Source organism: Bradyrhizobium sp. 6(2017) (assembly GCF_011058295.2).
Lineage (GTDB): Bacteria > Pseudomonadota > Alphaproteobacteria > Rhizobiales > Xanthobacteraceae > Bradyrhizobium > Bradyrhizobium septentrionale.
Genome location: NZ_CP049289.2, coordinates 1597765 through 1622521 on the forward strand (window position 1 = coordinate 1597765; position 24757 = coordinate 1622521).

Annotated in this window: 25 protein-coding genes; 16 read left to right on the forward strand and 9 right to left on the reverse strand. The window is 58.0% G+C overall.

Annotated features, from left to right (window positions below; genetic code table 11):
• Nucleotides 1–673 precede the first annotated feature (673 nt).
• Entirely contained in the window at nucleotides 674–796 is a 123-nt protein-coding gene (locus tag G6P99_RS07405) for a hypothetical protein (protein ID WP_256375221.1), read from the forward strand.
• Nucleotides 797–803: 7 nt separating this feature from the next.
• Here G6P99_RS07405 and G6P99_RS07410 read toward each other — a convergent pair whose 3' ends face one another.
• Nucleotides 804–953 carry a hypothetical protein gene (locus G6P99_RS07410; RefSeq protein WP_156929075.1) on the reverse strand — a complete coding sequence of 50 codons (150 nt, stop codon included), beginning with the start codon at nucleotides 951–953 and terminating at the stop codon, nucleotides 804–806.
• An 878-nt stretch (nucleotides 954–1831) separates the two neighbouring features.
• Entirely contained in the window at nucleotides 1832–3607 is a 1776-nt protein-coding gene (locus G6P99_RS07415) for an adenylate/guanylate cyclase domain-containing protein (protein WP_165127678.1), read from the reverse strand.
• A gap of 377 nt (nucleotides 3608–3984) precedes the next feature.
• On the opposite strand from G6P99_RS07415, the gene G6P99_RS07420 reads away from it, so the two are divergent.
• The 3 genes from G6P99_RS07420 to G6P99_RS07430 all read left to right on the forward strand — a co-directional run bounded on the left by G6P99_RS07420 (nucleotide 3985) and on the right by G6P99_RS07430 (nucleotide 6943).
• The gene (locus G6P99_RS07420; RefSeq protein WP_084518815.1) at nucleotides 3985–4398 is read left to right on the forward strand and encodes a DUF1236 domain-containing protein; all 414 of its coding nucleotides are present in this window, start codon (nucleotides 3985–3987) and stop codon (nucleotides 4396–4398) included.
• 150 nt (nucleotides 4399–4548) lie between these two features.
• On the forward strand, nucleotides 4549–6549 hold the full coding sequence (locus G6P99_RS07425; protein ID WP_084518814.1) for an AI-2E family transporter: 2001 nt from the start codon (nucleotides 4549–4551) through the stop codon (nucleotides 6547–6549).
• Between the two features lie 175 nt (nucleotides 6550–6724).
• Nucleotides 6725–6943: a hypothetical protein gene (locus G6P99_RS07430; protein WP_165127680.1), complete on the forward strand. Its 219-nt coding sequence runs from the start codon at nucleotides 6725–6727 to the stop codon at nucleotides 6941–6943.
• Nucleotides 6944–7161: 218 nt separating this feature from the next.
• Here the strand turns inward: G6P99_RS07430 and G6P99_RS07435 are convergent, their stop codons facing one another.
• Complete coding sequence (locus G6P99_RS07435; protein WP_165127682.1) at nucleotides 7162–7362, reverse strand: hypothetical protein; 201 nt, start codon at nucleotides 7360–7362, stop codon at nucleotides 7162–7164.
• A 628-nt stretch (nucleotides 7363–7990) separates the two neighbouring features.
• Here G6P99_RS07435 and G6P99_RS07440 point away from each other — a divergent pair.
• The gene (locus G6P99_RS07440) at nucleotides 7991–8980 is read left to right on the forward strand and encodes a hypothetical protein (RefSeq protein WP_156929065.1); all 990 of its coding nucleotides are present in this window, start codon (nucleotides 7991–7993) and stop codon (nucleotides 8978–8980) included.
• Nucleotides 8981–9168: 188 nt separating this feature from the next.
• Here the strand turns inward: G6P99_RS07440 and G6P99_RS07445 are convergent, their stop codons facing one another.
• The 4 genes from G6P99_RS07445 to G6P99_RS07460 form a co-directional block, all read right to left on the reverse strand.
• Nucleotides 9169–9360, reverse strand: coding sequence for a CsbD family protein (locus G6P99_RS07445; RefSeq protein WP_029084896.1), 192 nt, complete (start codon nucleotides 9358–9360; stop codon nucleotides 9169–9171).
• A 204-nt stretch (nucleotides 9361–9564) separates the two neighbouring features.
• Entirely contained in the window at nucleotides 9565–10557 is a 993-nt protein-coding gene (locus G6P99_RS07450) for a sensor histidine kinase (RefSeq protein ID WP_165127684.1), read from the reverse strand.
• 173 nt (nucleotides 10558–10730) lie between these two features.
• Complete coding sequence (locus G6P99_RS07455) at nucleotides 10731–11051, reverse strand: response regulator (RefSeq protein ID WP_051346797.1); 321 nt, start codon at nucleotides 11049–11051, stop codon at nucleotides 10731–10733.
• 259 nt (nucleotides 11052–11310) lie between these two features.
• A complete protein-coding gene (locus tag G6P99_RS07460; RefSeq protein ID WP_029084894.1) occupies nucleotides 11311–12666 on the reverse strand; it encodes an alpha/beta fold hydrolase in 1356 nt (451 codons plus the stop codon).
• Between the two features lie 367 nt (nucleotides 12667–13033).
• Here G6P99_RS07460 and G6P99_RS07465 point away from each other — a divergent pair, with 367 nt between their 5' ends.
• The 5 genes from G6P99_RS07465 (at nucleotide 13034) to G6P99_RS07485 (ending at nucleotide 16380) form a co-directional block, all read left to right on the forward strand.
• Nucleotides 13034–13408 (forward strand): CsbD family protein, encoded by a 375-nt coding sequence (locus G6P99_RS07465; RefSeq protein ID WP_029084893.1) that lies wholly within the window; start codon nucleotides 13034–13036, stop codon nucleotides 13406–13408.
• Between the two features lie 48 nt (nucleotides 13409–13456).
• Complete coding sequence (locus G6P99_RS07470; RefSeq protein ID WP_084518798.1) at nucleotides 13457–13708, forward strand: hypothetical protein; 252 nt, start codon at nucleotides 13457–13459, stop codon at nucleotides 13706–13708.
• Nucleotides 13709–14415: 707 nt separating this feature from the next.
• A complete protein-coding gene (locus G6P99_RS07475; protein ID WP_029084892.1) occupies nucleotides 14416–14835 on the forward strand; it encodes a CopG family transcriptional regulator in 420 nt (139 codons plus the stop codon).
• 4 nt (nucleotides 14836–14839) lie between these two features.
• A complete protein-coding gene (locus G6P99_RS07480) occupies nucleotides 14840–16027 on the forward strand; it encodes an alpha/beta hydrolase family esterase (RefSeq protein ID WP_029084891.1) in 1188 nt (395 codons plus the stop codon).
• A gap of 194 nt (nucleotides 16028–16221) precedes the next feature.
• Nucleotides 16222–16380 (forward strand): hypothetical protein, encoded by a 159-nt coding sequence (locus tag G6P99_RS07485; RefSeq protein ID WP_156929064.1) that lies wholly within the window; start codon nucleotides 16222–16224, stop codon nucleotides 16378–16380.
• Nucleotides 16381–16603: 223 nt separating this feature from the next.
• Here G6P99_RS07485 and G6P99_RS07490 read toward each other — a convergent pair whose 3' ends face one another.
• A complete protein-coding gene (locus tag G6P99_RS07490) occupies nucleotides 16604–17143 on the reverse strand; it encodes a MarR family winged helix-turn-helix transcriptional regulator (RefSeq protein WP_063618982.1) in 540 nt (179 codons plus the stop codon).
• A 237-nt stretch (nucleotides 17144–17380) separates the two neighbouring features.
• Here G6P99_RS07490 and G6P99_RS07495 point away from each other — a divergent pair, with 237 nt between their 5' ends.
• The 3 genes from G6P99_RS07495 (at nucleotide 17381) to G6P99_RS07505 (ending at nucleotide 19506) form a co-directional block, all read left to right on the forward strand.
• Nucleotides 17381–17776, forward strand: a complete 396-nt coding sequence (locus G6P99_RS07495; RefSeq protein WP_051346627.1) for a putative quinol monooxygenase — start codon at nucleotides 17381–17383, stop codon at nucleotides 17774–17776.
• A 114-nt stretch (nucleotides 17777–17890) separates the two neighbouring features.
• The gene (locus tag G6P99_RS07500) at nucleotides 17891–18379 is read left to right on the forward strand and encodes a cupin domain-containing protein (RefSeq protein WP_084518639.1); all 489 of its coding nucleotides are present in this window, start codon (nucleotides 17891–17893) and stop codon (nucleotides 18377–18379) included.
• Nucleotides 18380–18570: 191 nt separating this feature from the next.
• Nucleotides 18571–19506 carry a glutathione S-transferase family protein gene (locus tag G6P99_RS07505; protein WP_029083834.1) on the forward strand — a complete coding sequence of 312 codons (936 nt, stop codon included), beginning with the start codon at nucleotides 18571–18573 and terminating at the stop codon, nucleotides 19504–19506.
• Between the two features lie 196 nt (nucleotides 19507–19702).
• On the opposite strand, the gene G6P99_RS07510 is transcribed toward G6P99_RS07505, so the two are convergent.
• A complete protein-coding gene (locus G6P99_RS07510) occupies nucleotides 19703–20653 on the reverse strand; it encodes a LysR family transcriptional regulator (protein WP_051346626.1) in 951 nt (316 codons plus the stop codon).
• 122 nt (nucleotides 20654–20775) lie between these two features.
• On the opposite strand from G6P99_RS07510, the gene G6P99_RS07515 reads away from it, so the two are divergent.
• The 3 genes from G6P99_RS07515 (at nucleotide 20776) to G6P99_RS07525 (ending at nucleotide 23979) form a co-directional block, all read left to right on the forward strand.
• Nucleotides 20776–21744, forward strand: a complete 969-nt coding sequence (locus tag G6P99_RS07515; RefSeq protein ID WP_029083833.1) for a tripartite tricarboxylate transporter substrate-binding protein — start codon at nucleotides 20776–20778, stop codon at nucleotides 21742–21744.
• 13 nt (nucleotides 21745–21757) lie between these two features.
• Nucleotides 21758–22570 carry a class I SAM-dependent methyltransferase gene (locus G6P99_RS07520; RefSeq protein WP_051346625.1) on the forward strand — a complete coding sequence of 271 codons (813 nt, stop codon included), beginning with the start codon at nucleotides 21758–21760 and terminating at the stop codon, nucleotides 22568–22570.
• A gap of 218 nt (nucleotides 22571–22788) precedes the next feature.
• Complete coding sequence (locus G6P99_RS07525) at nucleotides 22789–23979, forward strand: ABC transporter substrate-binding protein (RefSeq protein ID WP_029083831.1); 1191 nt, start codon at nucleotides 22789–22791, stop codon at nucleotides 23977–23979.
• Nucleotides 23980–24757: the final 778 nt, after the last annotated feature.

Below are 24757 nucleotides of genomic sequence, written 5' to 3' on the forward strand. Positions count from 1 at the left end.
TGGCGCCGCCCTCAAGCACACCATCGTGCAAGGCTGGCTGGAGATCCACGAGAGCGGGACGTACGTGAAGATTCTCCCGGCCGGAAACGACCTGTTCGCCTGAAAAGAAAAAGGACCGCGTCAAGCGAATGAGGATCCTTTAAAGCACCTTGCGCGTTGAGGTCCCATCGAGGGGCTGAACCTGAAGGTGGGTTATGAGCGACGTTCCTCGGGATATTCAAAGAAAGTTCGAACGGCGGTGGGCCGCCAGATTTGCGCGGCCAGTGGAAGCGCGCCGGCCCGAAAGGCATCAGTCTAAAAAGCCGGATCAGCGCCTCGCCGCTCAACCCAGAGAAAAACCCGCCGAATTGAACCGGCGGCCTTGAGGCGTGCGAGCGCGGGGCCGTAAGCCGCACCGTTGCACCGCTTGCCAGCTGGCAGCTGTTAGTCGAGCGGTCGAGAAAGCGCCGCAGATGAAACCTCTTTGCATTCGCCACTCAGTTGGGCGTGGGCCAGCCGTCAGACTACACGCGGCAGTCGCGCCCAAATCGTTAACTTCTTTTCGAGAGTGATCAAAATTGACCAGCCTTGGAACGTCGGCTGTTCCAACCTCCGGCCATCACCGCCCTGTAACGGCGTCTGCCGGTGACTGAGGGCGTTCGGGCTCCCCGCCCAGAGACAAAGGGAGCGTGGCATGATCGAACAACCCCATCTCGATTCATATTCAATCCCAGCACGCGTCAGTCTTGGCATTGCTATTTTCGGCGGCACACTGCTTATCGCGGTGATGCTTACGGGTGCCTTCATCGTGCATTGAGGCCGCCTCAGTTGTTTTCCGTGATCTTGCCCTTGCCGTCAAAGGCTTTGCATTTGACCGGATAGATTTTGTGGCCCGGCTTCACCGACTGCACTACGGCCGGGAAGCCCGTTCCATTGCAGGCCGGGCAGATACGCTCTTTGATCTTCGGCCGCATTTGAAGCCTTTCCGGCCGCCTCCAGTTGGGGGCCACTATTTGTCAGGCGCGATCACCGGAGGCAGGGGCTGCGTAGGCAGGATGTTCGTCCGCCGCTCACGCGACATCGCGAGAGCCAACGCCAAGACGCCTACGGTTATGATGATCGCCCGACGCATGCGAGCATCTTGGTCTCTCCGGACAATATGCACAATCTGACTGAAGTCGAAGGTCGCCTCAGTTGGTGGCTACTTCCGTTTTGCTTAAGTCGCTTGTTGGCCCTTTGCTGGCTTCACTTAGGCATCCGTCGATGTCTGCTTTAGAGGGCAACTCGAACCTCGCTAATCCCGCATGCGGGTACCAGATTTATGAGTACACGCCCTTAGTTCTCTGCGAGCATTGTTATTGGGCAGAACTATTTTTGTCGGCGGATCGACTGTCTTTTACGCGTTCTCAATCAGCATGCGGACCCGCTGGCGTTCTACGCCGGCTCTCTCGTGGCCGAGAGTCAAGAAGATCGGGGAGCTGAGACAATTGGGGATGCGGCTCGGTGGCTGGTTCGTTTTGGACTCTAGCCCGGCGCCGGCCGCTGATCACAAGGCCAATCAGGCCGACCACCACCAACGCGGCTCCTGCGATCATCAGCCAATGCGGCAATTGTAATGATAACACCAAGTCTCTTGCCATGACTCACTCCAAGACATCGTACTCAAATGCCACGCCCGCTGGGTCGTTTTCCGCGAACCATTTCTCCGCGGCTTCGATCGTCGCGAAGACCTTGATGTGGTCCTCTAAGTGAGAATGTTTGCCCGTATTTCACCGGATTCTGCTGCAAAAGCGAAGGACGGCAATATTGCGGATACCGGGGCTAGATTTGATCAAGATCAGTATTGGCTCGTCTAATTGCCTTCTGGCACGCCTGCCAAGCTTAGGCCCTCGTAGACGATCTCGCGCTGGTTCAGGAAGGTCGGGTTTTCACTGCGCCGCTCGTTGCGAAATCTAGCGACGGTAAAGTTTGGGTCGAGCCGGAGGCCGGCATTCCGCGCCTCCCGCGCCTCCGCAGCGCGGCCGCTCAGCGCTGAGGCCGCTGCCAAGAAGAAATAGGGCATGGCGACGTTTGGATTTATCTCGACTGATTTACGCAGCCGGTCCAGGGCTGATCCGAGCCGGCCGAGGAACAGGTCGGCGATCCCGAGCAGTGCGTGCCAGCGATCCAGTCCCGGATCGCGCGGGCTCAGCCGCATTGCGTTTGTGAGATCGGCTTCTGCCTCTTCAGCACGCCCGAGTAGCACCTTCAAGAAGCCTGCGTCGGCATGGGCCCACGCCAGATTGCGATCCAGCGTGATGGCGAACTCAAGCTCGCGCAGCGATCGTTCTGTCGCGCCCGAAACATGCAGGAGATTGGCGTGGACGAAATGGGCTAGCGCGTTTCCCGGAGCAAGCGTCAGTGCCTCAGTGATGGCCATCTGGGCGATACGTAACTGTTCGTCTCGGTTGGTCGAGGCGAAGGTGCGAAGGTCGTTCCCATGATAGAAGGCGAGACCGACCAACGCCTCGACATTGTGATTATCCAACCGAAGCGCCGCGTCAAACAGATCACACGCCGCGCGGTCGCGGCGCAGCGACAAGGGTTGGTTGAGGATCGCCCAGCCGCGCATGGCCAGGTCCACAGCATCCATGTTGTTCGGCCGTTCGCGCTCCGCCCGGCGGCCTTCTGCGGCGACGAGCTCGATACCGACGGTCCGGGCGAGGCGCGTGGTGATCTCGTCCTGCATGTCGAAGATGTCGGCGCGCGGCTTGTCGAAACGCTCGGCCCAGAGGTGTGCGCCGGTTTCCGTGTCGATGAGCTGCGCGTTGACGCGGATGCGGTCGCCGCCGCCCTGCACGCTGCCCTCCATCACGTAGCGCACACCAAGTTCGCGGCCGATTACGCGGACGTCCACTGGCTTGCTTTTGAAGGTGAAGGCAGTGTTGCGAGCTATGACGAAGGCGCCAGGAATGCGCGACAGATCGGTTGTGAGGCTTTCAGTGACGCCGTCGACGAAGTAATCCTGCTCGCTGTTGCCATCGAGGTTGATGAAGGGCAGGACAACGATAGACAGCCGAGGCGCGACGGTCGTGTGCGGCACCGCTGCTGCGGGATGCGCGGGTGAAAGCGCATAGACCTGCACTAGATCGGCGATGTTCTTCAGTTGCTGCTGACCGAGATCCCGTGCGGCGATATCGATTTTGCCACGCACCTGGTCATAGGCCGCACTAGACAGGCAAATGCCACCAGGCTCGGCAATGCCCTCCAATCGCGCCGCCACATTGACGCCATCGCCCATAAGGTCGCCATCGTCCTCCACGACCACGTCCCCGAGATTGATGCCGATGCGGAACTCGATCCGCCTATCCGGTGCCAGGCCGGCATTGCTTTCAGTCATAGCCCGTTGCGTATCGACCGCCGAACGAACTGCATCCACAACCGAGGCGAACTCGGCCAGCAAGCCATCTCCAGTGGTCTTGACGATGCGTCCGCGATGGGCGGCAATCACAGGATCGATCAGGTCCTTGCGAATGGCCCGGAGCCGCTCGAGCGTGCCTTCCTCGTCAGCTCCCACAAGCCTACTGTAGCCAACTGCATCGGCCGCGAGGATCGTCGTCAGCCGTCGGTTTGGCCGCTCGCTCGCCAAGTCTTCCTCCTGGATCGGTCGAGGCCAGTCTACGCGTTTGGCAGCAGGTGCCAAGGGATTCGACGATGAGGGCGCAATCGAGATCTCCGTTTATGTCCCTTTCTTAAGTGCCGCGCTGGCTATTGGAGTCCGATGTCGGGGGTGAAGCGGCGTCACGTTGCACGCTCCGATTTTCGGGTTTGACCTATAGCGGAAGTGGCTCAAAGTTTACCGGACACGGTTTAGCCGCGCGGGACCGAATTTGAGCCGCTTTGTCGGCCGGGAGATATTCGAGATTTCGCTGTGAAGCGCCCACTTAAGCGCCGCATCGCAATCTGTAGGAACCTATCGTCTGCTCGGTACTTGTTTACTCACCAATCCCCACTTTAGGAGTTTTCATGATTTGCCGTTTTGCTGCCGCCGCTGTTGCTGTCGCCGTCTTATTTCCCATTGCAACCGAGGCCCAGGGTGTGCCGGGAGGCGTCGAGCGGGGTGCGCGGGATGGTGAGCGAGCAGCAGGGCCGGTCGGTGCGGTTGTCGGTGGAGCAGTCGGCGGCGTGGTAGGCGGCGTAGCGGGAATCCTTGGTGTTGATCAGCGTCCTCGCTTTCATTCCTACGTTGTCGAACAGAGAGGCCCCTCATACCAGTATCGCGAAGATCTAAGAGTTGGGGCGGTTCTTCCAGAAGAGGGCGTGACCTACTACGATGTGCCGCCCGAGTATGGCGCCCGTGAGTATCGCTATACGGTGGTGAATGGTCGCACCGTATTGGTCGAACCGCGAACACGCCGGATCGTCGAGATTGTCGAATAACAATCATGGGCCGTCTTTCGAGACGGCCTTTTCGTTGGTCGACAATAAGGACCGCCGGGGCTCGCTGCTCGTGTACGTAGGCCATGCGAATGCCGCGCTCGAACGCGCATTCGTCAAATCATTCCGTGACAACCGAAGCTGGGCCAGCAGATGATGCCTGTGATCAGGCAGCCGTTCAAAGCACGTACAAGTGAAGAGCTTGTGGCCTTGCTCGGCACGGTGGCCGCTGCGATCCTGACTGTCATCATAGTTGCGATGCTCTATTTCGGGCGCGAAATCTTCGTGCCAATCGCATTGGCAATTCTTCTCAGCTTTGTCTTGGCACCGGCCGTCTTGATATTGCAGCGCATCCATGTGCCGCGCGGATTGGCAGTCGTGAGTGTAGCTCTGCTTGCCTTCGCACTCATTTTTGCGATGGGGAGCCTTCTCGCTACGCAATTGACGCTGCTCGCCGGAGATCTCCCGCGTTATCAATCGACGATCAGCGAAAAGATCCAGTCGTTTCGGGATACAAGAGCCGGGAGAGGGACGCTTGAACGTGCCTCCGACATGTTGAAAGATCTCAGTAAGGAGATCGATAGGCCGAAGGAGTCCGCGACCGCGCGGGGGCTGAACTCCTCAATAGTCAATCCCGGTGCATCGCAAGCCCCCGTCCCGGTGGAAGTCCGCCAGCCCGATCCCGGTGCGCTGGAGAACCTGCGGACTTTGATCTCGCCGCTCATTCATCCTCTCGCAACAACCGGCATCATCATCATCTTCGTGATCTTTATACTTCTTCAACGCGAGGATCTCCGTAATCGGCTCATTCGGCTGGCTGGCTCCCACGACCTGCAACGAACCACAGCGGCGCTGGACGACGCGGCGCTACGCCTTAGCCGGCTGTTCCTGACCCAGCTCATTCTGAACAGCGCGTTTGGCGCGGTGATTGGGTTGGGCTTATGGCTCATAGGCACACCAAGCGCGATCCTGTGGGGCATTTTGGCCGCAGTCCTTCGTTTCGTGCCTTATATCGGCGCCGTTATCGCGGCCGCGTTCCCGCTTGCTCTGGCAGTAGCCGTCGATCCTGGCTGGTCCATGCTGCTATGGACGCTCGCGCTCTTTTTTACTGTCGAGCCGGTCGTCGGCCATGTCATCGAGCCGATGGTCTATGGCCATAGTACAGGGCTTTCCCCAGTAGCCGTGGTTGTGGCGGCGACGTTCTGGACCGCACTTTGGGGACCCATTGGGCTCGTCCTCGCGACGCCTTTGACGGTATGCCTTGTCGTGCTTGGGCGCCATGTAGAACGCTTGGAGTTTCTTGACGTCATGTTCGGGGACCGCCCGGCCCTTTCTCCACCCGAAATCTTCTATCAGCGCATGCTGGCCGGAGACCCGGCAGAGGCTGCCGAGAAAGCCGAACAATTCCTAAAAGAACGTTCTTTGGCGTCATACTATGACGAGGTCGCCTTGAGGGGTTTGCAGCTGGCGCAAATTGATGCCGCGCGCGGAGCGCTCGACCCGGAGCGTCTCACGAAGATTCGAGATGCCGTCGCGGAGTTTGCCGGCGACGTTGCCGATCAAGATGACAGAGCGCCGGCGAAGGTTAATGTAACCACCGATGCAGAAGCCTCGTCCGCGGTAGAAAGCGTCGCGGAAAATGCGGCCCACGAAAACCTACCCATTATTAGCAAGGAAAACCTTCCGTCCGATTGGCTCGGTGAGTACCCCGTTCTTTGCCTAGCTGGACGCAGTCTCATCGATGAATCGGCTGCGATAATGCTCGCTCAGCTTTCGACTGCACACGGTCTCACAGCACGGGTCGAAGGCGCGGACGCGCTCTCTAACGCAAACGTCTTCCGACTTGATGGTACAGGTGTTGTGATCGTCTGCCTGGTCTACCTCGATTCGAGCGGACCAGCGCATATGCGGTATTCGGTTCGGCGCCTAAGGCGGAAGCTCCCGAAGGCCCTTATAATCCTGGGCTGTTGGGTCAAGGACATCGATCCAGACGCGCTGGAAGCGTTGCGCGACAACGCCAAAGCCGATCTCGTAGCTGCGAGCCTGGGTGAGACTGTCAAGCTTTGCATCGGGGCTACGGGGGTGACGGACCATAACATCGCAGGCTCCACGCAGGAAAACCCACTACCGCCGCCGCTTGAGATAATCGCTTGAGATCGAAAAAGATAAGGCCTCAGTTGGGGACTTTGACATTATGCGCGGTGAAAAAACCGACGCGGGTGAGCAGCGCAAGGCTGCTATTGATGCTGTGGACTGTTCCTCCACCCGGCACGTGAGTGCAATGGATTTAGAGAGCTGATAGGCCCCTCACGATCTGGAGGAACTCCCCATGGAAATGAACACGACAATCGGTCTGGATATTGCGAAGTCGGTCTTTCAAGAAAGCGGATCAATGGGGTCGGCGATTGCACTCAGTCGCCCGATGGTCACTTCCACCAAGCAGAAGGCTGCGGTGACGCCGTGCGATCAATCCTCCATGCGCGGTCGCTTCGAGCACGGCGAAAAGTTGTACGCAGCGCCTTCCCGGCCTGATCAGCCACCCTTCTAGCCGTCTTCCAGACTGCGAGCGATTCGACCTTATCCATCATAGCTCGCCAATACCGATATCCCCACGCAAATGATGGGATCGACAGCAGCTTCTTTTTATTCAACTGAAACAGCCGTTCCACGAGGGTAAGCTTCAAGACTTCCGCAACAATAAAAATGACAGCTCCTGCGAAAAAATGCCCGGTCCCGATCAAGTAGCCGCTCAAAGGTTTTGCTGGCTCAAGGATGATGATCGGTACCAAAATAAAGGACAAGCGAAGGATACGGCGGCAACGAAGCAACCCAAAGCCGCGCGCGTTGCAGCAGCCTCTGTCTGGCCATCCAAACGGTGATCGGCCGTGTGACATAGGAAAAGACGGCGTCCGCGACGAAGTAGACGAACGCGACCATGAAAATCGGTGTGTTCCAAGCGCGGGTCATGACACCTCCGGCGGGTCAAAGCGGGCCTGGAGGATGTGTTCCTGGAAGCCGGCTAGAAAATTGGGGAACCGGGCGCAAGTCCTTGGGGGTGTTGAGCGAAGCCACCAAACAGACCATCGCGCGCATTAGGCACTTAGCAGTCGTTCCGCCACGTTGAACGGCGCCAAGCCCCGGCTTCCCCTTCGACCCGCAGCTGAGCCCTAGCGACAAATTGTGCATGGGACGGAGAGGCGGCCGCTCCGACGGTCATTCCCTTGGTTGCAGGGACCGTACTTCGAGCGTCGTCGGGGGCACTCGAAAACTCGGTCATCGTGACCTCCTCCAGGAATGAGGATGGTCATTCTCAATCGAGCAACCTTCCAAAACTATCGGCTTGTGATCACGCAATTGCGCAGCGTTAAAATAAGCAGACAGACCAAAGAGCAGATGTACAGCGGGGCGAGATGAATGCAGTCGCTGCACGCGCTGGAAGACTTCAAAGCTGCAATTTAGGCGCATCTATCCTGCGATCGGTCCAAATAATAATCCGGGGCCTGTTAGCGGTTTTACGTGCCGAAACGTCGTCCATGTAGCGGCCTGCTTGCGTTGTTTAGTCAAATCATTCGCCCCGGGAAATACGAGCCTTCTCATGGCCGTTGGAACCAGCAAAACTATTAATCCGCTCAGCGAAACTCCCGGATTGGATGATCGTACATGTTGTGGGCAGTGCGTGTTCTTCCGTTTTGGAGTTTTAGTCATGCATAAACTGCTGCCTCTGATGTCGGCATTGCTGCTCGTGCCAACCTCTGCGCCGGCGGCGCCGCTCGATTCTCCCGGTACCGTCTATATCGATGGATTGCCATGCAACCTTGCTTGCCAGGCTTACATGGCATGGTCTCGTCAGCTTCTTTCCCAGCCAGTTCCTATCACGCAGAAATCGGTAAACTCAGACACTAAGTCCAAGGCCCAAGAAAGCTCACGAGCCAAAGTCGCGCCCAAATCGTCTCGCATCGCCAAAAGAACTGCGCCAGCGCTCGCGCCAATGCCGACTGCTGGTGCCGCTCCAACGGCCACTAACGGGGCGCCGCCAGGTTCTCATCCCAGCGACACTGGAGATATCACGTCGTCATCGCTTGCAACGGCCAAAGCAGGTCAAGACATTCCGTCCGAGAACGAGAAGGTGTTGTCTCCCTCGGCTATCGCGGAGACAGCGACTGTCCCTGCCGAAGAACCGGCAAAAGAGTCTGCTAATAAAGCGACCGCGAACAAAAATGATCAACCCATGAGTTCGACCGAACCTCAGGGATATAGCGACAATTACGTCGCGATTCTGTTGGTTCAACCTGAAATCAAAACGGTATCCGATCTTAGAAACAATATCATTGCGATCGACGACACGCCGTCGAATTATTCCGTCGAGGAAGTGAGGAGTGCGATCGTAGCAGCGGCAGGTGTCGACATTCAGATGAGTGAAGAAAGCAAAATGGCGGTAATTCGCGTGGTAGACGGAGACGTGCGAGCCGCTGTGGTCACGATACTCAATGAAACTGCAGCTGAGGCATGGAGAGCCAAATTTCCAGGGTTTAATGTCTTCCGAATATCGCTGCCACCCGCAGCGGAGAAGGCAAAACGAGGATAAGCCAGTCGCAATATTAACTGCCGCTCTGCAGGCCTAAGGATAGACCGCGACCTAGCCCGACAAGCTAGCGCTCGTCGAGCCAGTATTTGGCCCAGCAACTCGCCTCCCTGAGCGGCTGTTCAGCCGAAGTGACTTGCAGCAAAGAAAAGGCCGCCCGAAAGCGGCCAAATCTCAGTCATCTCGATTGCTTACTTTTTGAGGGCGTCCGCGGCATTCCGCGCCGCATCCTTCATATCTCCCGCTGCGTTGTGGACGGAGCCCTTGGCCTTATCAATCTTGCCCTCGGCTTCCAAATCCTTGTCGCCGCTGAGCTTGCCAGCGCCTTCTTTGATGGCGCCTTTTACCTTGTCGGCTGCACCCTTCACATGTTCGCGATCCATGATCGTGTTCCTCTTGTCTAGGATACGGGCCAACGAAAGTGTTGTGCAGCAGTTCCTACGAGAATATGCGTCTGTCTTGCGCAGGGTGACTTCTCAGTTCTGGCCTATCGCGCCAGCCAGCGTGCTGCAACGACATCTCCGAAGCTGAAGGCGGACCGGAAGTAGCTGGCTGACTTTATAAAAGACGCGATTGACCCTATCCGTTCAGGCTTTCGAATATTCGGGCGTAATCAGCTTTTCCAGAGGCGCGCTGAGCGTGCAGACCAAGCCATCCGGTTTGAAGTTTAGTACCACTTCGCCCCCGAAATCGTTCTTCAACAGTCTTTCGATCAAGCGCGTTCCGAACCCTCTTTTCGACTGCTCGGGCTCGACGACGCGAGGTCCGCCCTTCTCAACCCATTCGAACTGAAAGCTGGAATTTGATGCGCTAGCGTTTGTCTTCCACAGAATCGTCACTTTGCCTTCACTGCTGGAAAGCGCGCCGTATTTCGCGGCGTTCGTAGCAAGTTCGTGTATCGCAAGTGCGATTGCCAAGGCAGGTTTTGGCGGCAAGAGCATTTCGGGCCCGCTGACATCAATGCGGTCTTGACTGGGTCGATGAGGGGCTAGGGCTCCCTCGATTACGTCCTTGATCGGCGCACTGGTCCAACTCGTTTGAACCAGAATATCGTGCGCATGGCTCAGCGTAATAAGCCGCGCCGTGAATGCTTCTCGGGCCGCCTCCATGTCGTTGCCGCGAATAGTCTGATTTGCGATAGCCGCCACCATCGCGAGAGAGTTTTTGATGCGGTGTTGCAATTCGGCGGTTAGGAACTTCTGTTGCTCTTGGAATTCGGCAAGTTCGGTAATGTCCCGCGAGATTGAAAGAATTTGCGATGGTTTCCCATCTTCGCCGATAATGGGCGACACATGAACTTCCCAAAATCTCGGATTTCCTTTTGCTGTGTTCGCCGCTCCCCTGAACCGGGCGGTGCCACCTGCTTTCGCGGTCTCGACCGCGGCCCGTGCATCCGCGTTTCCAGCGCCAGCCCAGAAGTCAGGCCAGGGACAGCCTTTAAGCTTCCCGAAGTCCTCGACTTCCATTACCCGCTTGCCGCCCTCGCTCATGAACTGCAAATGGCCGTCCAAGTCCAAAATCTTGATGCAGTCGCCGCTGCCCTCGAGGACACCGCGCAGAAGATCATCATTGTCAGCCAAGCCAGCGCCAGCCGCGCGTAACTCTGCTTTTAGCGCTCTGACGGGCGAGGTGGGTCGTTTTGACATCGGGACTAGACGCTACTTCCTTGGTTTGCTTCGGGACATTGAGCACGGGAACATTTCACCAGCTATTGCAATCGGCTCTGAAGCAGTTGGTTCCGGGCCCGACACTCCTATAAGGAGTCGCTGGTCACCTCGCGCAACATGCTAACGATTTCTCGCGCGCTGTACGGTTTTCGAAGAAAGCGGCTGCCAGAGGGTAGATCGTCAGCGCCCAGGTTCGCTCTCCCAGATGTCGCAACGATCTTAATGGGCGGCCATCGACCCCTAACGGCCGCGGCCAACTTCAGACCGTCCATGGAACCAGGCATATGGACATCCGTGAAAATAACTGTGATGTCGGGGCGGTGCTCAAGAATTTCGATAGCCTCGTCAGCGTCTTTCGCCTCGACGACTTCGAAGCCGCCGGATCTGATCATATCCGTCGCATCCATGCGGATGAGGAATTCGTCCTCGACAATCAGGACCACGGTTGGTCGCTTCTGGGAATACGCCAAATCAAGTACTACTCCTGAGCAATGAAGCGTTGGCGGGATCATTGGTTCCTCACCGCGCCCCTCTTAAACGGCGGGGACGTCACGGCGCTCTGACTTCGGCGTTTGACCCAGAGCGGACGTGAGACGGTCAATCTCACTGCCTGCTAATGACCCGAAGCGATTCTTGTTCGCTAGGCGGCGACGTTTCCGGCTAATATCACCTAGTCAGAAAGAGATTGAATTCGTCGAAGAAGCGAGCGCTGGCAGGTTCGTGCTTCAGAAAGAGGTGGTTTCGCCCGGGAAGTGCAACAAAATGAGCCCCAGGGATTGCGGCCGCCATTTGACGGCCCGCATCGATGGGAGCCATAAGATCTCCGCGTACATGCATGACGAGAGTTGGAACGCGCACCTGCGGAAGCAATTCGCGCACATCGAAGTCCGCTACGACTTCAAAGTATCGAGCTGCGCATTCGGGTGATGTGGTCTTCCGTTGAAGATCATTGAACCAATCAGCCTGTTCCTTTGTGCCTTCGGGAATGAACTGCGACGTGAACATTTGACGGAATGCCGGATCATCCATGCCCCAGCCAAGGCGGATCAAGGTCCCCATCGCTTTCCGCTTCTCAAGCTCCTCCGGCGATCGCTTGTTGCGGCCCAATGCAAAACCGCCATATAGGATCAGGTGAGAAAGGCGCTCTGGATGTCGAACAGCGTAAGCGATGGATATCGCACAGCCTTGGGAGACGCCAACAAGCGGAAAACGCTTAATCCCAAGGGTATCGACTACGGTTTCTAAATCACTGACCCATGCATCCAGAGAAAGCTCATCGACATCCCAGTCGGACAGGCCGTTGCCTCGAGCGTCGTATCGAGCCAGCGAATGATTTCTCGCCAATCCCTCCAGCACATGATGCCAGATTGGACTTTCCCAGTCGTATTCAAGGTGATTCATCCAGTTCGCCGCTTTAACTAAGGGGGGACCATGCCCTACGGTTGCATAGGCAAGTCGTACGCCATCGGGTGCTCGGCAATATTTGATTTCCTGCGTCATGCTGACTGAACTGAAGTTGACCGAATAGACCTCGACGGGCTTCGCGATATTTTTTAGGTTTCGAAGTCCCAGCTTCGCGCAGGTGAACGAGAGTTTTTCGAGCAAGTGATCGTGCGCTTGGCGCGAAATGTAGATTCCACCCGGTTCGGCTATACTTTCAAGCCGCGCGGCAATGTTCACGCCATCGCCGTAAATATCATCGTCGTCGCTGATGATGTCGCCGAGGTTTATACCAATTCGAAACTCGATCCGCTTGTCGACGCTTGCCGTTGCGTTCCGCTCGCTCATCCCGCGTTGGACCTCAACGGCGCATCGGACTGCGTCAACCACGGATGCAAATTCAACCAGCATGCCGTCCCCCGTGGTCTTGACAATACGTCCCCGATGTTCCTCGATTTTGGGATCGACTAGCGCTTTCCGGTGCCCCTTCAATAGCGCGAGCGTGCCTTCCTCGTCGACGCCCATGAGACGGCTGTAGCCAGCCACGTCGGCAGCTAAAATTGCTGCGAGTCTACGCTCCATGATATGTCCTCCAATAGCAGTCCTCTAATTTCATAAGCCGTTGAAAATGTCCTTCTTCCGCTCCGAAGCAGAGGCTCCATGGCGAAGAACTCCGCTACGCCGTGCCAAACTTCGATGCATCAAACGCGACATGGGCCGTTCGCTTTCAAAAGATAGGGCGGACCAACCTCTACTGATCCGCAATTGTAACCTTCGAGTCACTCAATGTCAGCAGGTCGGTCCCCGGCCATAACCGACGCACCACCAGTTCTAACCGATGCCGCCTTATGGCCCTTGGCAGGACTTCAGGACCTTGTTTGGACTTAAGAGGAACCGTTACTCAAGCTAACTATTGGTCCGTTGCGACTTCATTCTGGAACGGTGCAACATGGACAAGGATCGGATCGTCGGCCCGGCGAAGGATTTTGCCGGTAGGGTCGAGAGCGCTGTCGGCAACATCCCTGGCGACCCGAAAACGGAGGCAGCGGGCCAACTCCGCGATGGGAAGGGCACTGCGCAGAACCTGTACGGCCAGGCTAAAGACGCGGCGCGCCAAGCCTCAGACGCCGCCGTCGGCTATGCGAAGGACACTTACGAAAATAGCGGCGATGCATTCCGCGACGGCACGCAGGCAATTGCGAATAAAGTGGAGGAAAATCCACTTGGCGCGATGCTGGTCGCAAGCGCGGTAGGCTTTGCGCTTGGCCTGTTGTTGACGCGACAGCCACAGCGCTCGCCGCCTCGGACGCGCTATCTCGGCTAGATAACCCAGACAAACCGGCGCACCATCTAGCGCCTTGGGATACAGACCATGAGCGATGATGATAGCCCGAAGCCACCTTATATCTACGACGGCTTGGATCCCGTTCCAGAGACGAAATCCACGTTCGCCGAAGTTTCAGAGGTCGTGAAAGATACTGCCAACCGAGTGAGTGGCGCGATAGAGGCTGGTCGTCGCCCGGGAATGCCGTTGAGTATACTAAGTAATATCGCCCGCGAAGCGCCCCTTGGTTCGCTGTTGATTGCTTTCTTGATTGGAGTTGCTGTAGCCCGGCGTCGATAAGCGTGCTCCGATTTGAGGTGTTTGCATGCGTGCGACTATCTCGACGTGAGCACAAGCAGGGTCTACCGTTCTAAAAGCGAGTTGCAGCTTCGACGTAGGGTGGGAATTGATTCACGTTGGTCTCTGTGACGTCATCGCTTTCGTCACTCAGCTTGTCAGTAGATACTGAAAAACGTTCGAGTTGAGCGAAACCATAGGCGGTTCAAATCGCGAGATCGCCGGCGTTGCTGCCTCACGCAATCACAATCCGACCGATACGAGGATGATTGTGACGGGGGTCGAATGTGTACGATTGACCACCCAGAAAAGCTTCTCACTAGACACTGAAATCAATCGGAGCGGAATGGCGTCGAACTCCGATGTCTCCTCATAGCCGGTGCCACAACGAGCGGGATGTTTATGCAGCGGCAAAGCGTGGGCCAAAGCTCGGCAGGCCCCGATTCTTCCTCGCGGCCCTCGGCTGCCGGTCAATCGCGTCGCGAAAGCCTTTCAAATCCCCGATAAGAGAATGTCGACGCTCCGCATGTGGATTGGAACGGGTTTGATCGCGCTCAAAACCGCGCGTCGGATCCTGCGTCAGAGTGTCCGGCATCGCCCACGCAGCAGAACGCCAGTCTGAAGCGAGCGACAAACTATCCCTTGAAATTGCCCGAACGGGACACATTTACCATCCAGTGGGCATCCATATGGATGGTTGAGGTATTATTATGCCGAGTAACGTCCGCGACTTGCGACCCAGGATACCTGACACGGAGAAAATCACGGTCAATCTTGGCTATGTCGATCTTGGCCACGTCGATCTGATGGTGCGGGAAGGGTTCTATTCGAACCGGACCGATTTCATACGGACAGCGATCCGCAACCAACTCGAGCGACACGCGGACGTCCTGAGGCAATCAACGGTTCGGAAGAATCTGGACTTGGGGCTTAGGAATTTCAGCCGCGAAGATCTCGAAGCGGCGCAGCGCGCTGGTGAGACGCTCCATATCAACGTGCTTGGCTTGGCGACTATCGCTGAGAACGTCACGCCCGAACTCGCCCGCGCCACGATTGCTTCAGTTTCGGTGTTGGGGGCTTTCCATGCCACTCCAGCGGTCAAGGCCGCGCTCGTCGACAGAATAAGGTGATGAGATGCTAAATCAGCAAATAATTCGCGAGGCGACGCGTCTCACACGTGCGGGCCAACTGGTCGAGGCTACCGCGCTGCTGCAGCGTATGCTTGGCGACGAGAGCGCCCCACAACCGCTCAGCAGCGCCGCCCATGCCACACCCACCAGGCTCGAACCGCCAACCATCGAGTTGAATGCCAACGTCGTCGAGGAGCGCGACAGCGGACCCACGCAGGCTTACCCGGGTGTTCCGCGAGCCAATAGCCGGGCGCGCTTCGACAGCATAAAAGAACCATTGCGGCTTCGTCTGCGGGAGCCCGCCGGGCGTGCTCCGCGATCCGCGTGGGATATCGCGCCCAATGGCGCAAGCTTCATCGAAGGCACGTTCAAAAGCGCCGAGGGAAGCCGGACCTACAAACTGTTCATCCCAAGCCGTTATGAAGGACAGGCAACTCCCCTGGTGGTGATGCTTCACGGCTGTACCCAGTCGCCCGAGGATTTCGCGACCGGCACGAGGATGAATTTCCTGGCGGAAGAGCAGAATTGCTTCGTGGTCTATCCGGAGCAGTCCAGTGGGGCCAATCAGTCGAAATGCTGGAACTGGTTTCGTACAGGCGACCAACGGCGGGGCGGCGGCGAACCTTCGCTGATCGCCGGTATTACCCGCCAAATCATGCGGGACTATTCAATTGACCCGAAGCGCGTTTACGTTGGGGGGTTGTCCGCTGGCGGGGCCGCTGCCGCTGTCATGGGAGCGACGCACGCCGACTTGTACGCGGCAGTCGGGATACATTCCGGTCTTGCCTGCGGAGCCGCCAGCGATCTTCCCTCCGCGTTCCTCGCCATGCGGCAGGGAGGGAGGGCGGAAGCAACAACGGATGATGGACTTTCTGTACCGACCATCGTTTTTCATGGCGATCGCGACGCCACAGTACACCCGATCAATGGTGACCGAATTCTACAACAGGCAACCAAGGCCACCAATCTCACAACGAACGTGATTCGTGGAAGAGTGCCCAATGGGCATGGTTATACCCGCACTATCCTTACCGATGCGGTCGGACGGACAATTGCTGAGCATTGGAACGTTCACGGTAGCGGGCACGCCTGGTCGGGAGGGAGCCCCGCCGGCTCCCACACCGATCCTCGAGGACCTGACGCCACGAGGGAAATGCTGCGTTTCTTCCTGGAGCATTCACTCGCGGGTTAGCGGGATTCACTCGGGCGTTGGTGACGATTGCGTTCGATTAACCAAGTGACATCGTGAATGTGAAGCGGTTTCCGCCAGCGTCGATGTCATGCTAAGAGCGCAGTCATCCGCTTCCGCGATTTGGGAAGTGATATAAAGGCCCAGCCCGAGTCCCAGTCTGCTCGCGCGGGCTGACGCGGGTGATGTCGTACGAGATGGACGGCGCGAAGCGCGCTGGCAAACTTGCGATCGTGCTGGAGGAGCCGCTGCCGGTCCATATTGTCCACGCGCCGCGGAAGCTGGTACCGATCAAGCAGCGTGCATTGTTGAATTGGATGACGCCGCGCCTGAAAGCGCGCCTTGCGATGACCTAGTTGCAGCTCCGATCAGGGGACGCGCTTTCGGCTGGGACGATCGTTATTGAGCTAGGCTCCGATGCTCTCAGCGTGACAACTTCTGCTCATGCCCTCAGCGGACGTCGCACCGGTCTCGGCTCGCGTGAGCTTCTGACCAAAGACGACTTCGCCGTACCATCGCTAATGCTAAATCGGCTACTTCGGGCGAAAATGAAGGACGCGCCCTCGCGGCTCACTCGTGTTAGAACGCCGACTCTGGTAGCTTAATAGTCGCGATCTTCGCCTCCTTGGGACCAGCCGAGCTTACGAAATGACGCAGCCGGTCCTTCAGATCAAAGAGCTCGTCAAGAGGCACGTTGAGGAAGCAGTAGAATTCGCCCAGCATCTGTTCGGTTCGCCTGCGAAGCGCAGCGCCTTTAGGCGTTAAGTCAACGAGCACGCGCCGTTCGTCTTCTGCCTGCCGCCGCCGCGTCACCAATCCCTTGGCCTCAAGACGTTTCAGCATCGGCGAGAGGGAGCCGAGATCCATTTGCAGCGCGGAAGCCAAGTCTCCGACGCCCCGCGCCCCGCGTTCCCAAAGCACAACGAGGACCAGATATTGCGGATAGGTGACGCCGAGCTTCTTGAGGAACGGTACGAATAGGCGCGTCATGTGGTTGCTTGCAGCATAGAGCGCAAAGCAAAGGTGGTTGTCGAGCCCCGGCATCTCAACTGGCGCAATGGAACGCTGGTTGCCTTGGTTCTTAGCGTCGCGCCGCGCGTTCATCGTTTGTGTCTTCATCCTGCCTGCCCATTCAAAACAAATCATCCCTTAGGCGGAATCCTAACGTTAGCAGTTGCATCAGCCAAGTCTCACCGGCCGCAATATTATAGCGCTTGACTATATAGCATCCAGTACGTTTGACTCTCATTACTTTGTGTGCAAAATATATGCACCTCATCAATATGGGGTGCCTCCGGCAAACGTATTTCGTCACCGGATTTGCAAATGAAAACAAAACCAGAGGGGAGGAATGCCATGTCCGACATGGATCGCCGTGCGTTCGTTGGAACTGCTGCCATCGGTGGTGTTGCGGCCGCGGTTTTTGCCGCTTCACCGGCAGAAGCCGTGGGACAGAGTGGCTATTTTGTGATCGCGGAGATCGTGTCCAAGAAGGACAAGGCGGACGATCTACGAACGCTCCTCGTGCCCTTCGCCGAAAGGTCGGCCAAGGAGCCTGGCTGCGTCGTCTATACGCTGATGGAAGTCATTGGCGAGCCCGGGCGGTTTCTCACCTTCGAGCGCTGGTCCGATAAGTCCGCGCTCGACGCTCACATGGTAACGCCCGACATCAAGGCGATTGTGCCCAAGCTTGAGCCGGTGTTGGCAAAGCCGTTTACCCAGCTCTTCCTCGAAGCGCGAACGGGCGGTTAGTCGAAGGGCTCTCAGAGTCGCTCGATAGCGGCACATTACCAGCGGGTCGCTCTCTTTCGGAGGGGCCTGGACGACGCCCATTCGACAATTCAAACACAAGAGGGAGGGAAAGAAATGCGTGGCCTAATTTATGGGCTCGGGGTGGCACTCGCTTTTGCTGCCCCGGCGTTTGCAGGCGATCTGACGAGTATTGAAGTGGATCCCAGCGGGAAGGCGATTGCTGTCAAGAAGGATCCTGGAAAGCTCGCGCCGATACCGGATATCGGCGGCATACCGAACAAAGGTTTCAACTATGCGGCAATCTATCAGGTGCCGCCTAACAGCGTTGATATCGGCAAGGGCATCAATGTGATGCGCGGGCATGTTGATGCCAACGGCTCGATTGCGCTTCACGAGGGAGCGGAGGAACAAACCTACGTTCTTTACGTCATCAGCGGCACTGGCACGATGACCTTGAACGACAAGGCTGGCAAAAAGTACGGCGAGATCACTTACAAGCCTGACGACGTCATCCTGTTCCAACCGCATACGTGGCACGGCTGGGTCAATGGCGACACGCCGTTCGAATTCCTTGGCTTCGACATGCAGGCGCAGCGAAAATAGGAGTAGCTAATTTTCTGCACTCAAATGCGTCCAGCTATCGCTGACCGTCAGGCTCGGCGATAGCTGGAAGTTGGTGGCTCGGATTTTCTGGAGTCTCCGTCTCGCGGAATGCCCACGAACAAGCTCTCTCGAGCCGAGAGCGGATTCAGCCGGTTTGTATATCTGCAGGATAACACGGGGAAGGAAAACATATGTCAGAGATCATCTTGCATCACTACGCACTCTCGCCTTACTCGGAAAAGGTACGGCTCGCCTTGGGTCTCAAAGGCGTCACATGGAGCTCTGTCGACATTCCCATCTGGACGCCGCGCCCCAAGCTCACGCCGATGACGGGAGGCTACAGAAGAACCCCGATTCTCCAGATCGGATCCGAATTCTATTGCGACACTCTGCACATCATTCAAATCATCGAGAAATTGGGTCAGTCAGGCGCGCTTTATCCAAAAGGGCAGGAAGCGATGACGAAGGCTTTCGGCTGGTGGATCGAGAAGGGCTCTTTCTTCAACGCCGTGTGCCTGACGATCGGCAACATGCCCGGGATTCCTCAGGAGTTAATCGATGAGCGGCGCCCGTTGTTTCGCGTCAACCTTGATCCCGGTGAACTGCGCCCCAAGCGCGCGCTTTACTTGCAGAGGTTTGACGCCCACCTCGCGTGGCTTGCCGAAGCCCTCGCCGACGGCCGCAAGTTCATACTTGGAAACGAGCCTTCCGCCGCCGATCTGTCGGCCTACCATCCGATTTGGTTCGCGCGGCAAAATGGCGGCAGCGAAGTCAACGACCTGCTCGCTTTCGCAACCGTGATCGACCCCTGGTACAAGAGAGTTGCTGATCTTGGCCACGGAAAATTCTCGGAAATGACGCCCGACCAGGCGATCGAGGCGGCCCGGGCAAACCAGCCAAGCGAGCCTGACGATTGGTTGCCCGAGGCGGCGAACGTCGGGCTCCAGCGCGGCGATTGGGTCAGTGTGACGCCGGATGACTATGGCAACGCCGTACATGGAGCACTGCTGGCGTGGACCGCAGACGAGGTGGTGATCCGCCATGAAGACCCCTCGGTGGGAGAAGTGAACCTTCGTTTCCCGCGCGTCGGCTTTGACACAGTTCCAGCGGAGAGAAAGGCCGCTTGACCATCCACGTCATGAGGCTAATCCGAAGGCGGCGGATCGGGCTTGCGCGTACACTGGATGCCCTTCTTCTGGGCGCCAAGTGAAAATGAGGGAGGCTGAGCACGGTAGCGATTGAGGTCACCTTCTACGCGCAACCGTAACGTCCGCTTCACTCCCGACATCGGACATTGCAGCGTTATTTAGGTGGAACCAGCTGCTATCGACCACGCGCGCCAGTGCGCATCCGTTCAGATGGACGGGTGACCGGAAAAGCATCCTTCATGAAATCCGCGAGCATGTCGCAGAACGCATTGGCGTAGCGGGGGAGGGTGCGCTGCCGATCCCAGAACAATGCGATCGGCTCGCGCAGCGGCTTTTTTTGAAACGTGACACCGGCAATTCTCAACTTGTAGCCCATTGCCCGCACCGCGGAGGGAATGATTGCAACGCCGTGCCCATCCTCAGCCATTGCCATCAGCGTGTGCGGGGTGCGACTTTCGAATTTGACGTTGATCTCGAGGTGGGCGAGACGGCAGGCAGCGTCAAACGTTCGGCGGAACACGAAATTGTTGTCCAGCAGCAACAAAGGATGGGATGCCAGTTCCGCAATTTCGATCGTTGCGGACTTGCGGATCGCAAGCGTCGGATGAAAGGCCGCAAGCTGATCCACGGGCTTCAGGGTGACACTTGCGTAGCGCGTATCCCCCTTGGGCACAGCACTGAGAAGATTCTGACCGAGATGAATGTCGCCACGCTCCAGCAGGTCGCGGATATGCGGCCAGCCCAGCGCCTCGATCATCACCACGTGGACGTTGGGATAGCGCTTCGTATACTGGTGCCAGAACGGCGAAATAACCCCTTCGATGAATTGCGGTGAAGCGGCGAGGCGTAGCACGCCTGTTTCTCCGCTTCGCAGCACCTCCGCACGTTCACGGATCACATCTGCCTGGTTCAGCAGCGCGCGACAGTCGCCGAGCAGTTGTTCTCCTTCGCCCGTCAACGTCAGCCGCCCGCGGATACGATCAAATAGCTTGAGGCCGAATTCCTGCTCAAGATTGGCAATCTGGCGCGAGAGCGCGGGCTGCGCGATACGAAGTTGCTGAGCGGCTTTTGAGACGGTGCCGGATTCCGCGACTGCAACAAAGGTGCGGGCGTGCCTGATGTCCATGGCCCAACAGTATGCTGCTGCGGCATAGGATGCTAGATCAATTAGCTATTGGACGTATGGACGGGCCTTTGTGACGGTGGTCGCCGTTCGCCGATGCGAACGGAAAGGCTTTCGATGATGCCATGAACCCATTGCGTCTGCTCGCTTCCCCAACCGTTGCATTTGCCCTGATTGCTTCCACCGCCGGCGCCGAAACTTGGCCGGTCAGGCCGATCCACGTCATTGTGCCGTTTGGGGCGGGCACGACGACCGACATCGTTCCGCGCATTGTCTTCGAGCAAGTCTCGGCCCAACTCGGCCAACCGGTCATCGTCGAGAACAGGCCGGGCGCCGGTACAACGACCGGCGCCAGCGCCGTCGCAAAGGCCAATGCGGACGGTTACACGCTGTTGGTCAATTTTTCCGCTCATACGATCGCCCCTTCGCTCTTTCCCTCACTCAGCTACGACGTATCGCATGACTTTGCAGCGATAGCGCCGCTCGGCCTCGTGCCCAGCGTCCTGCTCGCGTCGCCCGCGAAGGGTTTTACGCACGTCTCCGACCTTGTGGGGGCAGCGAAGGCAACACCCGGTTCACTCAATTTCGCGTCGGCGGGCATCGGCACTGCGACCCATCTGAGTGCGGTCAGGTTCAACAACAGCGCTGGAATCGTATCCGTCCACGTGCCCTTCAAGGCCGCGCCCGAGATATTGGGTGAAATGATGGCTGGCCGGATCGACTATTTTCTCGCGCCGATCGCGATCGCGCTTCCGTTCTTACGCGATGGCAAGCTTGTGGGATTGGCGGTCAACGCGCCGGCGCGGCTGTCGGCCATTCCTGATGTGCCGACGCTTTTGGAGGCAGGGTTTTCCAACGCCGATTATTCGTTCTGGATCGCAATCTTCGCACCCGCGAAGACCTCCCGCGCCATTATCGACCGGCTTGCGGTCGAGACGCACAAGGCGCTTGCCGAGCCGAAGGTGCGAGACAAGCTTGCCGCGCTCGGTATTGAGCCCATGCATTTGATCCCCGAAGCGCTGGATGCAATGGTAGCCAGGCAGATCACAATCGATGCCGAGTTGGTGCGCACCGCCGGCCTCGGGGCAAAATAGTGGAGGGGAGACGATGGACCGCGCACCGACACAGGCCTTCCTGGCGAATGACGGTGACGCTTACGAATTGCAGATGGGACGATGGAGCCGACGCCTCGCACCGCTGTTGATTGACTTTGCCGGGATCGATCGTGCCGCCCGTGTACTTGACGTCGGCTGCGGGACCGGAAATCTCGCCATCTGTCTCGCCGGCAATCCCGCCATCGGCAGCATCACCGGCCTCGACCTGGCACCCACCTACATCGAACACGCAAGGCGTGGAAATAGCGATCCGCGTCTCACATTCGAGGTCGGCGATGCCTGCGCCTTACCGTTCGCGGACGCCTGGTTCGATCATTCGCTTTCGATGCTGGCGTTGCAGTTCGCTCCCGACACCGATCTGGCGATACGCGAGATGAAGCGGGTGACCCGACCGGGCGGCACCATCGCCGCCGCGACATGGGATACGCGCGGCGGATTTGTGGCTTTCCGGATGATCTTCGACGCCGCAGCGATGCTCGATCCACGCGGGTACGCGGCGCGGGCGCGCGCCTACACTCGGCCCTTGAGCCGGCCCGGAGATCTGGCGCAAGCGTGGTGCGCGTCCGGTTTGAACGAGGTCGAGCAGGATATGCGAACTATCAGGATGGACTATGCGTCTTTTGCCGACTTTTGGACTCCCGCAGACGGCAGCGAAGGACCGATCGCAGCCTTTGTCGGCTCGCTGGATAGCGCTGCGAAGGCCAAGCTACGCGAAGCTGCACAATCGGCCTATCTCGACGGTGAGACGGACGGTCCCCGCTCTTACGCAGCTACTGCCTGGGTCGTGAGAGGTACGGTGCCGTAGGGAGCCGACTTCTGGCCCTTAACGGACATCGCACACCCCTGAGTTTACGCCGGCTTTTGACCCCAAAGCGGACATGGGACGGGCTGTGAGCGACGTTCGCCTCTGATCGCAGCGGTCGAGAAGCCGCGCTGTCTCGCCAATGACTGCGCCCCGTCATTGCCAAGCCCACGAGCTTCAATCAGACTTACTTCAACAAAAAAGCACTTGGGAGGAAGCCGATGTCCATTCGCGTCACCGCGCTAGTCGGCGCGGCGTTTGTTCTCGTTGCTCAGCCGGCGCTGGCCGAGAAGAAGTACGGGCCGGGTGTCAGCGACAGCGAGATCAAGGTCGGTCAGACCATAGCCTACAGTGGACCGGCATCGGCATACGGCGTGCTCGGCAAAACCGAGGCGGCTTACTTCAAATGGTTGAACGACGCCAGAGGTGGCATCAACGGCCGCAAGATCACATTAATCAGTCGGGACGACGCTTACTCGCCGCCCAAAGCGGTCGAGAACGTCCGAAGCTTAGTGGAAGGCGACGAGGTAGCGCTGATCTTCGGTGTCCTTGGCACGCCGCTGAACATGGCGATCCGCCCCTATCTCAACAAACAGGGCGTGCCGCAGCTGTTTCCGGCCGCAGGCTCGTCGGCTCTCAACGACCCCGAGCATTTCCACTGGACGATGGGATGGCAGCCTAACCTGCACGACGAGGCGAAGTTCTATGGCAAGAGCTTGCTTGCCCACAATCCGCATCCGAAGATCGGAATCCTTTATCAGAACGACGATTTTGGCAAGGACCTGATCGCCGGCCTTAAGGACGGGCTCGGGCCGGACGCCGACAAGATGATTGCCAGCGCCCAGAGTTTCCAGCCGACCGATCCGACCATCGATAGTCAGATGGTGATCTTGCAGAACTCCGGTGCCGACGCTCTGTTTCTTTTTACGTACGCGAAACAGGGGGCACAGGCGATTGGCAAGATGTGGGATTTGAAATGGAAGCCGGAGACCTTCCTGCATCTCGGCGCGGCCTCGATCGGAGCGACCTTCAAGCCCGCCGGGCTCGAGAAGTCGGTGGGCATCATGACCGCCGGATTTATTAAAGATGCGACCGATCCCCGATGGGCCAACGATCCCGATATCGTCGCGTGGAAGGCCTGGATGAAGGAGAACATGCCGGGCACGGACACCAATGACAGTCTGACAGTGGCCGGCTACGCCGTAGCTCAAACACTGGAGCAGGTGTTGCGTCAGTGCGGCGACGATCTGACCCGGGAGAACATAATGAAGCAAGCCGCGAACCTGAAGAACTTCCGCCTCGGCCTGCTGCTACCCGGCAGCCTGATCAACACCAGTCCAACGGACTACCGGGTGGTGACCCACGTCGTACTGCAGAAATTCAACGGCACCAGTTGGGACGAAGTGAAGTAGAGCGGATAACCTTAGATCGGCAGCCTGGGTCGCGACTCCTTGACGGGGCGTAGATGGCAGTCCGGATGTCGCGCAGCAACCGCGCCTCGAGGGGCGTCCTTCCCCTCGGCGCGCCCTTGCTTATGCAGTTTCCGTCTCACTTGCTCGTTGAGCTCAGAAATGGGCAATCAACCTTGCAATTTGAATTACCTAAGTATTATCAAGGTATTAACTTGCCGGCTCCGAGTATGTTTTGTCCCCGGTTCTCTCCATCCGCCACTTTGCCTCGCCACTTCGTACCTCCAAACGGAGACACGCCCGAGAGGCGTAGGGTGATGTTTTGGAGCCATGAGCGGCATTTTCCCGCCAAATCGAGCGGGCGGGAAGCCGCTAGCAGTTGTCGATCGTGCGACGCGTCGCACAATCGATGGGTCAATCGTTCTCCGGTCGGATGAGCCAACTAGTTTCCGACAGGAACGAAGCGTGTTTAGCAATGGTTGTTGGATGTCCGGTGCCGTTCGGCCTAGGGCGGTGCTGGATGATGACCAAAGTGAAAACTCGGCCTCAGCTTGCCCCCCTCGCTGGGGCCATTTTTTTCGCGCGCCTTGTCATCGTCTTTTCGGACGTGAGCATGAGGCCCTCTCAGCCGCCGATGGTGCCGAAGTCTGGTCGCCCGAGCCTTAGTCGTCCAGGTTCGTTCGCCGCATGAGCTGCACTCAATAATGTGCTCGTGTTTCCCGGTGCGTACGTTGAGGATGGTCCGGACCAAATCTTGGGGCCTGCCGCACCGACAGATTTT

Excerpts from the sequence above, each read along its gene's own strand:
- G6P99_RS07435 (WP_165127682.1), bottom strand. The coding sequence starts at position 7,362 with ATGACCCGCGCTTGGAACACACCGATTTTCATGGTCGCGTTCGTCTAC.
- G6P99_RS07480 (WP_029084891.1), top strand. The coding sequence starts at position 14,840 with ATGCTAAATCAGCAAATAATTCGCGAGGCGACGCGTCTCACACGTGCG.
- G6P99_RS07515 (WP_029083833.1), top strand. The coding sequence starts at position 20,776 with ATGAACCCATTGCGTCTGCTCGCTTCCCCAACCGTTGCATTTGCCCTG.
- G6P99_RS07475 (WP_029084892.1), top strand. The coding sequence starts at position 14,416 with ATGCCGAGTAACGTCCGCGACTTGCGACCCAGGATACCTGACACGGAG.
- G6P99_RS07410 (WP_156929075.1), bottom strand. The coding sequence starts at position 953 with ATGCGGCCGAAGATCAAAGAGCGTATCTGCCCGGCCTGCAATGGAACG.
- G6P99_RS07470 (WP_084518798.1), top strand. The coding sequence starts at position 13,457 with ATGAGCGATGATGATAGCCCGAAGCCACCTTATATCTACGACGGCTTG.
- G6P99_RS07465 (WP_029084893.1), top strand. The coding sequence starts at position 13,034 with ATGGACAAGGATCGGATCGTCGGCCCGGCGAAGGATTTTGCCGGTAGG.
- G6P99_RS07495 (WP_051346627.1), top strand. The coding sequence starts at position 17,381 with ATGTCCGACATGGATCGCCGTGCGTTCGTTGGAACTGCTGCCATCGGT.
- G6P99_RS07420 (WP_084518815.1), top strand. The coding sequence starts at position 3,985 with ATGATTTGCCGTTTTGCTGCCGCCGCTGTTGCTGTCGCCGTCTTATTT.
- G6P99_RS07440 (WP_156929065.1), top strand. The coding sequence starts at position 7,991 with ATGGCCGTTGGAACCAGCAAAACTATTAATCCGCTCAGCGAAACTCCC.
- G6P99_RS07460 (WP_029084894.1), bottom strand. The coding sequence starts at position 12,666 with ATGGAGCGTAGACTCGCAGCAATTTTAGCTGCCGACGTGGCTGGCTAC.
- G6P99_RS07500 (WP_084518639.1), top strand. The coding sequence starts at position 17,891 with ATGCGTGGCCTAATTTATGGGCTCGGGGTGGCACTCGCTTTTGCTGCC.
- G6P99_RS07490 (WP_063618982.1), bottom strand. The coding sequence starts at position 17,143 with ATGAAGACACAAACGATGAACGCGCGGCGCGACGCTAAGAACCAAGGC.
- G6P99_RS07510 (WP_051346626.1), bottom strand. The coding sequence starts at position 20,653 with ATGGACATCAGGCACGCCCGCACCTTTGTTGCAGTCGCGGAATCCGGC.
- G6P99_RS07445 (WP_029084896.1), bottom strand. The coding sequence starts at position 9,360 with ATGGATCGCGAACATGTGAAGGGTGCAGCCGACAAGGTAAAAGGCGCC.
- G6P99_RS07520 (WP_051346625.1), top strand. The coding sequence starts at position 21,758 with ATGGACCGCGCACCGACACAGGCCTTCCTGGCGAATGACGGTGACGCT.
- G6P99_RS07425 (WP_084518814.1), top strand. The coding sequence starts at position 4,549 with ATGATGCCTGTGATCAGGCAGCCGTTCAAAGCACGTACAAGTGAAGAG.
- G6P99_RS07405 (WP_256375221.1), top strand. The coding sequence starts at position 674 with ATGATCGAACAACCCCATCTCGATTCATATTCAATCCCAGCACGCGTC.
- G6P99_RS07505 (WP_029083834.1), top strand. The coding sequence starts at position 18,571 with ATGTCAGAGATCATCTTGCATCACTACGCACTCTCGCCTTACTCGGAA.
- G6P99_RS07525 (WP_029083831.1), top strand. The coding sequence starts at position 22,789 with ATGTCCATTCGCGTCACCGCGCTAGTCGGCGCGGCGTTTGTTCTCGTT.
- G6P99_RS07455 (WP_051346797.1), bottom strand. The coding sequence starts at position 11,051 with ATGGATGCGACGGATATGATCAGATCCGGCGGCTTCGAAGTCGTCGAG.
- G6P99_RS07485 (WP_156929064.1), top strand. The coding sequence starts at position 16,222 with ATGGACGGCGCGAAGCGCGCTGGCAAACTTGCGATCGTGCTGGAGGAG.
- G6P99_RS07430 (WP_165127680.1), top strand. The coding sequence starts at position 6,725 with ATGGAAATGAACACGACAATCGGTCTGGATATTGCGAAGTCGGTCTTT.